This window comes from Lentzea sp. NPDC037011 (assembly GCF_055607425.1).
In genome coordinates, this window is record NZ_JBVJRT010000002.1 from 343,871 (window position 1) to 356,538 (window position 12,668).

The window sequence follows — 12,668 nt, forward strand, 5'->3', positions numbered from 1 at the left end:
GTCACTGGCAGGCCTCGCAGTCGGTGTCGGTGGTGGAGCAGGCGACGGGGGAGACGGCGTTGAGCTTGCCGTCGGTGCCCTGCAACGTGGACTTCTCCACGTGCGTCGCGCTCTGCGTCCGCAGGTAGTACGTGGTCTTGAGCCCGCGCAGCCACGCCAGCCGGTAGAGCTCGTCGAGCTTGCGGCCGCTCGGCGCGGCCAGGTAGAGGTTGAGCGACTGCGCCTGGTCGATCCACTTCTGCCGGCGCGAGCCCGCCTCGACCAGCCAGGCGCTGTCGACCTCGAACGCCGTGGCGTACAGGGCCTTCAGGTAGGGCGGCACCCGGTCGATCGCGCCGAGGCTGCCGTCGTGCAGCTTGAGGTCGGAGACCATCTGCTCGTCCCACAGCCCGCGCTGCTTGAGCGCCCGCACCAGGTGGGGGTTGACGACGGTGAAGTCGCCGGACATGTTCGACTTCACGTAGAGGTTGCGGTACAGCGGCTCGATCGACTGGTTCACGCCGGCGATGTTCGCGATGGTCGCGGTCGGCGCGATGGCCATGACGTTCGAGTTCCGCATGCCCTGCCGCACCTTGGCCCGCAGTGCGGCCCAGTCCATCGTGGACCCGCGGTCCTGCTCCAGCTCGTCCGCGGCGCGGTGCCGCGCGAGGATCTCGACCGAGTCGATCGGCAGGACGCCCCGCGACCACAGCGACCCGTCGAACGACCGGTACGCGCCGCGTTCCCGGGCCAGGTCGGCGGACGCCTCGATGGCGTAGTAGCTGATCTCCTCCATGCTGCGGTCCGCGAACTCCACGGCCTCCTGCGACGCCATCGGCGTGCCGAGCGTGAACAGCGCGTCCTGGAACCCCATCAGCCCGAGACCGACCGGCCGGTGCCGCAGGTTGGAGTTCCTGGCTTCCGGGATCGTGTAGTAGTTCACGTCGATCACGTTGTCGAGCATCCGCACGGCCGTGCGCACCGTCTTGCGGAGCCGGGCGTGGTCGATGCCGTCCTCGGTGACGTGCCGGGCGAGGTTGACCGACCCCAGGTTGCACACCGCGACCTCGTCGACCGCGGTGTTCAGGGTGATCTCGGTGCACAGGTTCGACGAGTGCACCACGCCGCTGTGCTGCTGCGGTGACCGCAGGTTGCACGGGTCCTTGAACGTGATCCACGGGTGGCCGGTCTCGAACAGCATCGTGAGCATGCGCCGCCACAGGTCCACGGCCTGGACCCGGCGGAAGACCTTGATCCCGCCATCGTCGGCCTTGGCCTCGTAGGCGCGGTACTTCTCGGCGAACTCGGCGCCGAACGCGTCGTGCAGGTCCGGCACCTCGTCGGGGGAGAACAGCGTCCACGTGCCGCCCGCGCGGACCCGGCGCAGGAACTCGTCCGGCACCCAGTTCGCGGTGTTCATGTCGTGGGTGCGGCGGCGTTCGTCGCCGGTGTTCTTGCGCAGGTCGAGGAACTCCTCGACGTCGATGTGCCAGGTTTCGAGGTAGGCGCAGACCGCGCCCTTGCGCTTCCCGCCGTTGTGGGCGAGGCCGGCCGTGGTCAGGTAGGACTCGTCGGTCTCGACCTCGAGGTCGAACACCTCGGGGACCACCTCGGTCTCCCGCACGTCGCGGACGCGCGAGAACACCATGCCCCGGTGCTCGACCCAGTCTGGCTCGGTGGTCGGGCGGCAGCCGGCGAGTTCGGCGATGCCCTCGACGGCGGGAACCCCGACGTCGAGGTCCTCGCCGGCAGAGGGGATGCCGAGGCGCAGCAGCTGGTAGCGGGCACCCGCGGCGAGCGACCGCGACGTCGTGGTGAAGTGGACCTCGACGCCGCGGGAGGCACCGCCGCTCGACTCCAGCAGGCCTTGCAGGAGCTTCCGGGTCTGGGCGTGCGGCAGGTGGGAGAACCTGCGGGCGATCCGCTTCCGGCGGTCGTCGTCGTAGAGGTCCTCAGGCGTGAACGGGAACGCGGAGGCACCCACCTCGGGTTCGGAGGCCCAGTGGATCCACACGTGGGTGTCGTCGCGGCCGTTCTCCCGGAAGGGGACACCGCGCGCCGACAGGTGCTCGCGGACGAAGTCCAGGTGCGCGTCCAGCCCGGGTTTCCCGGAGACACCCCACCGCACCCCGTCCTCCGACAGGTGCCCGCCACCGAGCAGGACGCCGTACAGACGAGCATCGTCCTCGCTGAAACCGGCGACGGGCACGACCTCCCGCGGAACCACCCTGGCGACGAGGTCACCCTTCTCCAGCCGACCGGCGTCCACCCACTCCGGCCGCACCTCGTCGCCGGCGAGCTGCTTGAGCGTCCGCGCGTTCTCCTGGCCGAGCGGCACGCCCCTGACGGCGTACAACGGGTGTCCGGCGGTGACCCTGAGGGGTGCGGCGGAGTGCTCGACCTCCACCTCGACCATCGGGTCGACCTGGTCGTAGAGCATGACGTCGGTGACCTCGCGGTAGGTGCCGCTCACCCCGAGCACGAGGTCGCCGGCCACGACGTCCCTGATCGCCTTGACGCCGTCGGCGGTGTGGACGCCGGTGTCCGGTGCGAAGCACTGGTTCACGGCCACGGCCGTGTCGTTCGCGATCTTCAGGAACGGCACCACGCCCTGCGACGTGCCGTTGGTGCCCCTGATGTGCGCGCCGATGCCGCGCACCGGCGTCCAGTCGTTGCCCAGGCCGCCCGCGAACTTCGAGAGCAGCGCGTTGTTGCTGATGCCGTGGAAGATGCCGCCGAGGTCGTCGGCCACGGTGGTCAGGAAGCACGACGACAGCTGCGGCCGGGTCGTCCCGGAGTTGAACAGCGTCGGTGTCGAGCACATGAAGTCGAACGACGACAGCAGCTCGTAGAACTCGACCGCGCGGGCGTCGGGGTCGTCCTCCTCCAGGGCGAGGCCCATGGCCACGCGCATGAAGAACGCCTGCGGCAGCTCGTAGCGGCGGCCGTCGCGGTGCAGGAAGTAGCGGTCGTACAGGGTTTGCAGGCCCAGGAACTGGAACCGGAGGTCACGGGACGGGTCCAGCGCCGATCCCAGGCGGGCCAGGTCGAACGAGGTCAGCCGGGGGTCGAGCTGGCCGCAGTCGACGCCGTGCCGCACGAACGAGGCGAAGTACGACGGGTAGCGCTCGGTCATCTCGGCGTGCGACAGCGGGACGCCGCACGCCTCGGTGCGCAGCCGATCCAGCAGCAGGCGGGCGCTGACGCAGGAGTAGTCCGGGTCCTGCTCGACCATCGCGCGGGCGGCCATGATCGGCGCCAGGGCGAGCTCGGCGTCGGTGATGCCGTGGTACAGGTTCCGCTTGGTCTCGGTCAGCACCGCCTCGGCCGATGCGTTCGGAAGATCGGCACAGGCTTCCTCGATGACCACTGAAAGGCGGTCGGGCACGCTCTCTCCTCGCGAGCTGGGCCCAGGAGGAAAAGCGCATGCGCGCACCGTTCACCGGTGCACACAGCCGCCCTCCCTCGGGGCACCGTGTCGTGCGCGCAGGCTTGCGCGCACCCCGGTGGCAGGTCTTCGGACTCGTGGGCGTCGAACTCGCGCCTACCGGCCGTCGCTTCCCAGGTCTCGCGACCCAGTGCTTCGTTGACGGCTTTCGTTCCCACTCACCGCTGCGGGGCAGTCCCGGACTCGCACCGGGTTCCCTCTTGCCTCACCGGCCCGTTGTCCGGGCCGGTGAACCACCAGTGCGGCAGATACTACATGTGGTGGTGGGTCCTTGATCACCACCCAACATGCGTGTCCCCTGGGTAGGGTGGTCGGCGTGGGTGAGGTTCGGCCGCGGGTCTTCTACGGTGCTCTGCTCAGTGCGGGGCTCGCCTCCGCGTCGCTGTTCGCGGGAGCCGCGGCGCCGGTGACGAGCGGCGTGCTGGCCGGCTGCGCGGTCGCCGCGCTGGTCACGTCCCGGCGATCAGCGCGACCCCGAGGCTGATCATCACGGCGGCGATCACGCCGTCCAGCACGCGCCACGCGCGCGGCTTCGCGAACAGCGGGCTGAGCAGCCGGGCGCCGAACCCGAGCGCGGCGAACCAGGTGATGCTCGCCGTCACCGCGCCGACGCCGAAGAGCCAGCGGCCGGCGGCGATCGACCCGAGCAGCAGCACGGTGTCGAGGTAGACGTGCGGGTTGAGCCACGTCAGCGCGATCGCGGTGAGCACGGGCCGGTGCCGGGCGCCGGTGTCGGCGTGCAGGGCCTGCGGGCGCAGTGCGCGCCGCGCGGCCAGGAACCCGTACCCCAGCAGGAAGAGCCCGCCCACGACCGCGGCGACGGTGACCGCCTGCGGCCACCGGGTGACGATCGCGCCGAACCCGGCGACGCCCACGGCGACCAGGACCGCGTCCGACACGGCGCACACGGCGACCACCTTCGCCACCGCCTCGCGGCGAAGTCCTTGGCGCAGCACGAAAGCGTTCTGGGCGCCGATCGCGACGATCAGGGTCATCATGGTGCCGAAGCCGAGCAGCAGGTCTGTCACGCGGTCCACGCTATTGACGCGTTCTTGATGAGGCCAGCTGAAGATTCTTACGTACCATTAGCGCTCGTGATGGACCTCGACCTGGTGCGCACGCTGCTCGCGGTGGTGGACAGCGGCACGTTCGACGCCGCCGCCACCGCGTTGCACGTCACGCCTTCCGCTGTCTCGCAACGCATCAAGGCGCTCGAACAGCGCACGGGCCGGGTCCTGCTGGTCCGCGCCCGCCCGGTGCGGCTCACGCCGTCCGGTGAGGTGATCGTCCGCTACGGTCGGCAACTGCTGGCGCTCGACCAGGACCTCGGGGCGGCGCTCGGCGAGGACGCGGTCGTGCGGGTGCCGATCGCGGTGAACGCCGACTCGCTCGCCACCTGGTTCCTGCCCGCGCTGCACCGCGTGCCGCCCGAGCTGCGGATCTCGTTCGACCTGCACCGCGAGGACCAGGACCACACGACGGCGTTGCTGCGGCAGGGAGCGGTGATGGCGGCGGTGACGTCGTCGCGCGACCCCGTCGCCGGCTGCTCGGTGCGCAAGCTCGGCCACATCCGCTACGCCGCGATGGCCGCCGAGTCCTTCGTGAACCGGCATGCGGCCGGGCCGTTGAAGTCGTGGCTGCCGGATGCCCCGGTCGTGGTGTTCGACCGCAACGACGACCTCCAGGACCGCTTCGTCCGCACCCTGACGCGGGGCCGCGGCGCGTCCGAGCACCGCCACCACGTCCCGTCGTCCGAGGTCTACGTGCGCGCCGTCGCCACCGGCCTGGGCTGGGGCATGGTGCCGCCGCAGCAGGTGCTCGACGGCCTGGTCGACCTCGCTCCCGGCCGCACGGTCAGCGTCCCGCTGTACTGGCAGCAGTGGAAGCTCGACTCGCCCGCACTCACCGCCGTGGCCGAGGCGGTGATGGCCGAAGCCGCGCAGGCGCTGCGCTGAGTCCCCGGGGTGGGGCGACGCGCCGCCGAACCGGGCTCGTGCTCCCGGCCGGGAACCTGTCCGGCGCCTGAGAGCATCCTGTCGGCTTCCTGAACCCAGGAACCCCAGGGGTTCACCCGCTCGTTGACCGGTTTGTGCTGATTCCTCGCCTCGCCGCCACCGGCGGTTCGCTCGCGGTCGTCGCGACCGTCGCCATGGTGGGCCTGCTCGACCTGACCGTCGGCGCTCTGCACCGCACGATCAGCGAGTACGCCCTGGGCGACTACCGCCCGGTGTTCGACGTGGCCGTGCTGCTGCTGGTCGCGGGCTCGGCCGGCATCCTCACCGCGCTGGTCCACAAAGGACTGACCCGGTGGCGGTCGGCGGGCTCGGTCGCGTTGCTGCTGTGGTCGTTCGGCCTGCTGCTCGTGGTCGTGTTCCCGAAGACGAACTGGGCGATGGGCACCAACCAGCTCAGCGGCAGCATCCACCGGTTCGGCAGCATGGTCGCGTTCGTGAGCCTGCCCGTCGCGGTCGTCCTGCTGGCCCGGCCGTGGCTGCGCGACCACGTCTGGGGGCGACACGCCAGGTGGACGATGGCGTCGGGTTTGTTGAGCGTTGTCGCATTCATGCCGCTGCTCTACGCCATTGTGCTGGGTGCGGTGTCGGACGTCCGGTGGTGGAACGTGTTCCCGTTGGGCTACATCGAGAGGATCTTGCTCGCCGCCGAGGTCCTGGCCGTGCTGGTCGTCGGGCTGTGGGCGATCTCGGCCAGTAGGGTTGCGCCATGGCGAGTTGGGGAGACCTCGCGGATTACGTCCGCGCCGAGTACGACGTCATCAGCGACCAGGGCGAGGAACTGAGGATCCTCTTCACCTTCGGGGACGTGGAGGAGGGCGACGACGACCGCACGCAGGTCGTGATCATCGTCCGGGAAGTGCTCGACAACATGCACGAATGGGTGCAGATCGCCTCCCCGTGCGGGCTGGCCGCGCAGGTGGACCTCCGCCGCGTGCTGGAGGAGGTGGGCAACTCCACCGTCGCCTGCGGCCTCGCGATCATGGGGGAGCACGTCGTGGTCCGGCACTCGTTGCCGCTCAAGGACCTCGACATCCACGAGTTCACCGACCCGCTGCACCTGCTCGCCGGCACGGCGGACACGCTGGAGGAGCAGTTCTGGGGAGGGGACGGCTACTGATGTTCGACCTGGCACCTGCCACCGACCGCCTGGCGGAGGTGGTGCGCGGGGTGACCGACCGCCACCTGTCGGCACCGACGCCGTGCCCGGAGTACGCGGTCGGCGACCTGCTCGACCACGTCAACGGCCTGGCCGTGGCGTTCACGATGGCGGCGCGCAAGACACCGCTGCGGGGCACCCCCTCCGGCGACGTGGCGCGGCTGCCGCTGGACTTCCGCGAGTCGGTGCCGGCCCGCCTGGCCGAGCTCGCGCAGGCCTGGCGCGCACCGCAGGCGTGGGAGGGCATGACCGCGGCGGCCGGCGTCGACCTGCCCGGCGAGGTGGCCGCGGCCGTGGCGCTGGACGAGGTCGTGCTGCACGGCTGGGACCTCGCACGTGCCACCGGGCAGCCGTTCGAGGTCGACGAGGACCTGCTCCAGGTCGTGCACGGCTTCGTGTCGTCGGTCGGTCCCGGCAACCGCGACGGCTCGCTGTTCGGAGCCGTGGTGGAGGTCGGCTCGACCGCGCCGCTGCTGGACCGTGTCCTGGGACTCAGTGGCCGCGACCCCGCCTGGAAAGTAGGTTAGGCTCCCCTAACGTGAGAGCGATGACGGTGCAGGTTCGGGCGGGGCTCGGCGTCGGACGCCTGGCCGCCGCACTGGCTTCCCTGGTGGAACTGCACCCCGAGCTGTGCCGTTCGGGCTTCGCGCACCACGAGGTCACCGACCCCGCCGCCGCCACGGCCGCCGCACTGGCCGAAGCGGAGGCGGGGCTCGACCTGCGGGCGGGTGTGCTGATGCAGGCCGTGTGGCTGGACGCCGGACCCGAGCGGTCGGGGCGGATCGTGCTGGTGCTGCACGACGTCGTGGCCGACCGGATGCCGCGCGTGCTGCCGTGGCTGGTGCAGGCCTGGAAGCAACCCGCGCTGGTCGGCTAGTCCCGATCTTGTCGGACCCGCTGAGTACGGTGAGACGCAGGGGATCCCGACTCGGGGGTACCCCTGCGTGAGCGCGGCCGGGCCCGCTGGGTCACCCGTCGGTGGTGCACCGGGGGAGCGTCCGCGCCGGCGTGCCCGTCCGTGCCGAGGGTGCCGGTCCGCCGCAGCGCGTCCAGCCTGGCCGGGTGCGATCGACCGGCCGGGTGCGTCCAGCCTGGCCCGGTGCGATCGACTGGCCGGACAGCACGGCCACGCCACCCCTCGCCGTGACCGCCCGCGCCGCGGGTCGCGTCCGGACGCGACAAGACCCCGCCCGGCCTAGGTCCGCTGCGCCACGAACACGTGCTCGCGCCCAGGCCGGTCGGGCGCGTCCCGCACGTCCGCCACCCGGAACCCGCACCCCATCAGGCTGTCCACGACCTCGTCGTGCGACCGGAACCGCAGCGTGGAGTCCGAGGCGAGCTCGGTCCCGTCGGGGAACCGGTAGGTGTGCCGGAACGACACGAACGGCAGCCGCACCTCCAGCACCTCCAGCCGCTCGGTCACGCCGCCGACCGCGCGGTCCGGCCGGTCCGCCCACTCCTCCCAGGCCCGGGACTCCGGCCTGCGCGTCTCGAACACGAGGTGCCCGCCGGGGCGCAGGGCCGCGTGGACGCCGCGCAGCGCCGCCTCCCAGTCGGTGCCGAGGAACACCTGCGCCACGTTGCCCGTCATGACCGCGAGGTCCACCCGCAGCGGCGGCAGCGAGGTCGCGTCGCCGTGCAGCCACGTCACCCGCGGGTCCTTGGCGCGCGCCAGCTCCAGTGACGCGAGGGCCGGGTCCACCCCGACCACGTCGAGTCCTGCCTCGGCCAGCAGCACCCCGAGGCACCCGGTGCCGCACCCGACGTCGAGCACGCTCGCCGCGCCGAGCTCGGCCGCGACCGCCAGGTAGAGGTCCAGGTCGGTGCGCCGGCCGTCGAACGCGTCGTAGACGGCCGCCAGGCGCGGGTCGGAGAAGATCAGGTCGGGCATCTCGCGTCCTCGTTCCCCGTCACGAACGGGCGGAGCAGCGCGATCAGCTCGTGGTCCGGCCGCCCGTTCAGCTCGTCCTCCGCCACCCGCCGGGCGATCCCGGCGAGGAAGTCCGCGACCTGCACCCGTGCGTCGTGCTGCGAGTCGGCCAGGGTCAGCTCCGCCAGCCGCGGCGCAGCCTCCTTCAGCCGCCGGATGCGGTCCTCGGTCAGCGACAGCTGCTGGTCGTGCACGATCGACACCGGGCCGCGCCACTGCGCCACGGCCCGCAGGATCGCCGGGAACAGCGGGTCCAGGGCGCCGCGCGGCCCGCGGGCGCGCAGCAGGTCGTTGTAGTGCTCCAGCGGGCCGGTGACCGGCCCGAACTCCGCGCGCACCCGTGCGGCCAGGAACCGCCGCTTGTCCACCAGCTGCACGCGCGCCCGGCCGGCCAGCGGGCCAGACGGGTCCAGGAACCACAGCAGCACCCACCGGTTCTTCTGCCGCAGCAGGTGGTTCGCCTTGTACTCCAGGGCCGGCGACCTGATCATCGACCGCAGCTCGGCGACGCACGCGCCGGCCTCCTCGCGGGACAGCCGCACGGCCGCGTGCGCGAAGACCGCCGTGACCCCGCCGACGAGCTTCTCGCCCTCGGAGCCCGACTCGTCGCAGGCGATCTCCATCAGGACGCCGCCGTGGCCGTGGTTCGCATCAGGGGTCGAGGATGCCCCACCCGCGCGGTTCCGGTCGCCCGAATTTGTTGACAGCGGCGGTGGTCCGGTGCTGTGATTCAACGCACAACATACAGGAAACCTTCTTAACTAAATCGCCGCCGCGCCCTGTACCCCTGCACAGGAGGCACCTGTGGCCAGATCCCTGTTCTTGGTCGTCCCAGCCGCACTGGCGCTCAGCGTCCCCGCCGTCGCGGTCGCCGCCCCGGTCCAGCACCAGGCGGAGAACGCGACGATCACCCACGGCGTGGTGGAGTCCAACCACGCCGGCTTCACCGGCTCGGGCTTCGTCAACTACGACAACGAGGTCGGCAGCTCGGTGGAGTTCACCGTGACCGCCGCCGCTGCCGGCCCGGCGACCCTGACCTTCCGGTTCGCCAACGGCCAGACGGCCGACCGCCCGATGGACATCTCGGTGAACGGCGCACTGGTCGCGGACGAGCTCGCGTTCCCGAGCACGGGCGCGTGGACGTCCTGGACGACCCGCTCCACCGCCGTGACCCTCACCGCGGGCACCAACAAGATCAAGACCGTCGCGACCACGTCCAACGGCGGCCCGAACCTGGACCGCGTCGACGTCGACCAGCAGTCCGGCACGCCGGACACCACGGCCCCGTCGGTCCCCGGCGGCCTGCGCTCGACCGGCACCACGGCGACCTCGGTGTCGCTCGCGTGGGACGCGTCCACCGACAACGTGGGCGTGACCGGCTACGTGCTGTCGAACGGGCAGACCGCGACCGGCACCACCCACACCGTGAGCGGCCTGACGCCGGACACCTCGTACACCTTCACCGTGCGGGCGCGGGACGCGGCGGGCAACCTGTCCGGCGCCTCCGGTGCCGTCACGGTGCGCACGCAGCCCGGAACCCCCGGCGGCACCCGGCCGCACGACGTCAACGGGCTGCTGCGCGTGTGCGGCGTGCAGCTGTGCAACCAGTACGGCAAGCCGGTCCAGCTGCGCGGCATGAGCACGCACGGCATCCAGTGGTACCACCGGTGCTCCAAGTCCCAGTGGTGGGACGCGCTGGTCAACGACTGGAACGCGGACTTCCTCCGCGTCGCCATGTACGTCCAGGAGGACGGCTACGAGACCGACCCCCGCAAGTTCACCGACCTGGTGCACGGCTACATCGAGGAAGCCACCCGCCGCGGCATCTACGTCCTCGTGGACTGGCACCAGCTCGACCCCGGTGACCCGAACTACAACCTGTCCCGCGCCAAGACGTTCTTCACCGAGATCGCGACCAGGCACAGGGACAAGACCAACATCATCTACGACATCGCCAACGAGCCGAACAACGTCTCGTGGGCGCGGGTGAAGTCCTACGCCGAGCAGATGATCCCGGTCATCCGCGACATCGACCCGGACAGCCTCATCGTCTCGGGCACGAACGGCTGGTCGACGTTCGGCCATTCCGACGGCGACAGCCCGTCCGAGGTGCTGAACAACCGGGTCAACGCCACGAACTTCATGTACTCGTTCCACTTCTACGCGCAGGCGCACCAGGACTCGTACCTCAGCGTCCTGGACCAGGTGTCGAGCCAGGTCCCGGTGTTCGTGACCGAGTTCGGCACGCAGGCCGCGTCCGGTGGCGGCAGCAACGACTTCACCATGTCGCAGAGGTACGTCGACCTCATGGCCCGCAAGAAGATCTCCTGGGCCAACTGGAACTACTCCGACGACGGCCTGACGGGCGCGGTGTTCAAGACCGGCACCTGCTCGGGCACCACGTTCGCGGGCACCGGTGTGCTGAAGCCGGCCGGGGTGTGGGTGCGGGACCGCATCCGGACGCCCGACGACTTCCCGACGAGCTGATGCCGGACGAGCTGATCCCGGTGAGGTGAGTGAGGGGGCGTGGCCGGTGCCACGCCCCCTTCACGACGACAACGGCCAGGTGTGGACGGGTTCGTTGGCGTGCATGAGGTCCACGTAGGTCCGCAGCATCGTGCGCAGCGCGTCCGCCCGGTCCAGGTGCGAGTGGTCGTAGTGCCGGTGGAACTCCCTGGCCTGCCAGGTCGCGCCGTTCACACCGCTCAGGCACCGCTGCTCGATCACACCCAGCAGGCGGTCGCGCTCGGCCGAGTCGACGCCCCACCGGATCAGCCCCTCGTGGGCGAGCGGCAGCAGCCGGCGCAGCACCAGCTCGACCACCGGCACGGTGCCGACGCCGGGCCAGTACATCTGCGCGTCCATGCCGTTGCGCGCGGCGGCGTTGAAGTTCTCCTCCGCCGCCTGGAAGCTCATCTGCGACCACAGCGGACGCTCGTCCTCGGCCAGCGCGCGCACGAGGCCGAAGTACAGCGCCGCGTTCGCCAGGGTGTCCACGATGGTCGGACCCGCGGGCAGCACCCGGTTCTCCACGCGCAGGTGCGGCCGGTCCCGCACCACGTCGTACACCGGCCGGTTCCACCGGTAGATCGTGCCGTTGTGCAGCTTCAGCTCGCTCAACGAGGGCGTGTCGCCCTTGTCGAGCACCGCGAGCGGGTCCTCGTCGTCGCAGATCGGCAGCAGCGCGGGGAAGTAGCGGACGTTCTCCTCGAACAGGTCGAAGATCGAGTTGATCCACCGCTCGCCGAACCACACCCGCGGCCGCACGCCCTGCGCCTTGAGCTCGTCGCCGCGCGTGTCGGTCGCCTGCTGGAACAACGCGATCCGCGTCTCCCGCCACAGCTCCTTGCCGAGGAAGAACGGCGAGTTCGCGCCCACCGCCACCTGCACGCCGGCGATGGCCTGCGCGGCGTTCCAGTAGGCGGGGAACTGCTCGGGGCTCACCTGCAGGTGCAGCTGCGTGCTCGTGCACGCCGCCTCCGGCACGATCGAGCTGGACGTGAGGTGCAGCCGCTCGACGCCGTCGATGGAGATCTGCAGGTCCTCGCCCCTCGCCGCCAGCACCTGCTCGTTCAGCAGCGCGTAGCGCGGGTTGCCCGACAGCAGGTCCGGCGTGATGTGCCGGGACCGCAACGTCGGCAGGATGCCGTTGACGACCATGTGCGCGCCGACCCGGCGGGCCTTCTCCTCGGCGTCGTTGAGGCTGCGGCGCACCGTCTCCTCGAACGCCGTGATGCCCCCGCCGGCCAGCCGCCGCGGCGCCACGTTGATCTCGATGTTCCACTGGCCCAGCTCGGTCACGAAGTCCGGGTCGTCGATGACCTCCAGCGCCTCGTGGTTCTTCATCGCGGGATCACCCTGCTCGTCGATCAGGTTGATCTCGATCTCGAGGCCGGTCATCGGCCGCTCGAAGTCGAACCGCGCCTCGCGCAGCATCCGCGCGAACACGTCGAGGCACCGCCGGACCTTCGTCCGGTACCGCGTGCGGTCCTCGCGCGTGAACTCCTGCTTCGCGACGTCCTCGCCCATGGTGGCCTCCCGGCGGTCGAGGGAACACCTCACCACTCTGCACCATGGTTGATCAATCCGACACTCAGGGGAGCGTTCCCGCGCACCAGGTGGGACGCCGGACGCCCGCCG

12 protein-coding genes and 1 riboswitch are annotated in these 12,668 nt (G+C 71.0%); of the genes, 7 read left to right on the plus strand and 5 right to left on the minus strand.

Annotated elements, in window-relative coordinates; all coding sequences use genetic code 11:
* Position 1: 1 nt before the first annotated feature.
* Positions 2-3,367 carry a ribonucleoside-diphosphate reductase subunit alpha gene (locus tag ACZ7CH_RS06370; protein WP_470373306.1) on the minus strand — a complete coding sequence of 1,122 codons (3,366 nt, stop codon included), beginning with the start codon at positions 3,365-3,367 and terminating at the stop codon, positions 2-4.
* 103 nt (positions 3,368-3,470) lie between these two features.
* A riboswitch (cobalamin riboswitch) is annotated at positions 3,471-3,680 on the minus strand.
* A 63-nt stretch (positions 3,681-3,743) separates the two neighbouring features.
* Between ACZ7CH_RS06370 and ACZ7CH_RS06375 the strand changes: the two genes are divergently transcribed.
* The gene (locus ACZ7CH_RS06375) at positions 3,744-3,911 is read left to right on the plus strand and encodes a hypothetical protein (RefSeq protein WP_360386879.1); all 168 of its coding nucleotides are present in this window, start codon (positions 3,744-3,746) and stop codon (positions 3,909-3,911) included.
* Here ACZ7CH_RS06375 and ACZ7CH_RS06380 read toward each other — a convergent pair.
* Entirely contained in the window at positions 3,877-4,425 is a 549-nt protein-coding gene (locus ACZ7CH_RS06380) for a LysE/ArgO family amino acid transporter (RefSeq protein ID WP_360388331.1), read from the minus strand. The genes ACZ7CH_RS06375 and ACZ7CH_RS06380 overlap by 35 nt on opposite strands.
* Before the next feature lie 99 nt (positions 4,426-4,524).
* On the opposite strand from ACZ7CH_RS06380, the gene ACZ7CH_RS06385 reads away from it, so the two are divergent.
* The 5 genes from ACZ7CH_RS06385 (at position 4,525) to ACZ7CH_RS06405 (ending at position 7,475) form a co-directional block, all read left to right on the plus strand.
* On the plus strand, positions 4,525-5,382 hold the full coding sequence (locus ACZ7CH_RS06385; protein ID WP_470373460.1) for a LysR family transcriptional regulator ArgP: 858 nt from the start codon (positions 4,525-4,527) through the stop codon (positions 5,380-5,382).
* A gap of 134 nt (positions 5,383-5,516) precedes the next feature.
* A complete protein-coding gene (locus tag ACZ7CH_RS06390) occupies positions 5,517-6,224 on the plus strand; it encodes a DUF998 domain-containing protein (protein WP_360386882.1) in 708 nt (235 codons plus the stop codon).
* Positions 6,149-6,559, plus strand: a complete 411-nt coding sequence (locus ACZ7CH_RS06395; RefSeq protein ID WP_360386884.1) for a type III secretion system chaperone family protein — start codon at positions 6,149-6,151, stop codon at positions 6,557-6,559. Before ACZ7CH_RS06390 ends, ACZ7CH_RS06395 begins: the two co-directional genes overlap by 76 nt.
* Positions 6,559-7,125 carry a TIGR03086 family metal-binding protein gene (locus ACZ7CH_RS06400; RefSeq protein ID WP_458433376.1) on the plus strand — a complete coding sequence of 189 codons (567 nt, stop codon included), beginning with the start codon at positions 6,559-6,561 and terminating at the stop codon, positions 7,123-7,125. Before ACZ7CH_RS06395 ends, ACZ7CH_RS06400 begins: the two co-directional genes overlap by 1 nt.
* Positions 7,126-7,145: 20 nt before the next feature.
* Positions 7,146-7,475: a condensation domain-containing protein gene (locus tag ACZ7CH_RS06405; protein ID WP_360386889.1), complete on the plus strand. Its 330-nt coding sequence runs from the start codon at positions 7,146-7,148 to the stop codon at positions 7,473-7,475.
* A 318-nt stretch (positions 7,476-7,793) separates the two neighbouring features.
* Here the strand turns inward: ACZ7CH_RS06405 and ACZ7CH_RS06410 are convergent, their stop codons facing one another.
* Entirely contained in the window at positions 7,794-8,489 is a 696-nt protein-coding gene (locus ACZ7CH_RS06410; RefSeq protein WP_470373307.1) for a class I SAM-dependent methyltransferase, read from the minus strand.
* Entirely contained in the window at positions 8,477-9,151 is a 675-nt protein-coding gene (locus ACZ7CH_RS06415; protein ID WP_360386894.1) for an NAD-dependent protein deacetylase of SIR2 family, read from the minus strand. Before ACZ7CH_RS06415 ends, ACZ7CH_RS06410 begins: the two co-directional genes overlap by 13 nt.
* A gap of 181 nt (positions 9,152-9,332) precedes the next feature.
* Here ACZ7CH_RS06415 and ACZ7CH_RS06420 point away from each other — a divergent pair, with 181 nt between their 5' ends.
* Complete coding sequence (locus ACZ7CH_RS06420) at positions 9,333-11,015, plus strand: cellulase family glycosylhydrolase (RefSeq protein ID WP_470373308.1); 1,683 nt, start codon at positions 9,333-9,335, stop codon at positions 11,013-11,015.
* Positions 11,016-11,075: 60 nt separating this feature from the next.
* On the opposite strand, the gene ACZ7CH_RS06425 is transcribed toward ACZ7CH_RS06420, so the two are convergent.
* Positions 11,076-12,557, minus strand: a complete 1,482-nt coding sequence (locus ACZ7CH_RS06425; RefSeq protein WP_360388337.1) for a glutamate-cysteine ligase family protein — start codon at positions 12,555-12,557, stop codon at positions 11,076-11,078.
* Positions 12,558-12,668 lie beyond the last annotated feature (111 nt).

Coding starts and splice junctions, on each gene's coding strand:
- ACZ7CH_RS06380 (WP_360388331.1), bottom strand. CDS start 4,425: ATGATGACCCTGATCGTCGCGATCGGCGCCCAGAACGCTTTCGTGCTG.
- ACZ7CH_RS06385 (WP_470373460.1), top strand. CDS start 4,525: ATGGACCTCGACCTGGTGCGCACGCTGCTCGCGGTGGTGGACAGCGGC.
- ACZ7CH_RS06395 (WP_360386884.1), top strand. CDS start 6,149: ATGGCGAGTTGGGGAGACCTCGCGGATTACGTCCGCGCCGAGTACGAC.
- ACZ7CH_RS06400 (WP_458433376.1), top strand. CDS start 6,559: ATGTTCGACCTGGCACCTGCCACCGACCGCCTGGCGGAGGTGGTGCGC.
- ACZ7CH_RS06405 (WP_360386889.1), top strand. CDS start 7,146: ATGACGGTGCAGGTTCGGGCGGGGCTCGGCGTCGGACGCCTGGCCGCC.
- ACZ7CH_RS06410 (WP_470373307.1), bottom strand. CDS start 8,489: ATGCCCGACCTGATCTTCTCCGACCCGCGCCTGGCGGCCGTCTACGAC.
- ACZ7CH_RS06415 (WP_360386894.1), bottom strand. CDS start 9,151: ATGGAGATCGCCTGCGACGAGTCGGGCTCCGAGGGCGAGAAGCTCGTC.
- ACZ7CH_RS06425 (WP_360388337.1), bottom strand. CDS start 12,557: ATGGGCGAGGACGTCGCGAAGCAGGAGTTCACGCGCGAGGACCGCACG.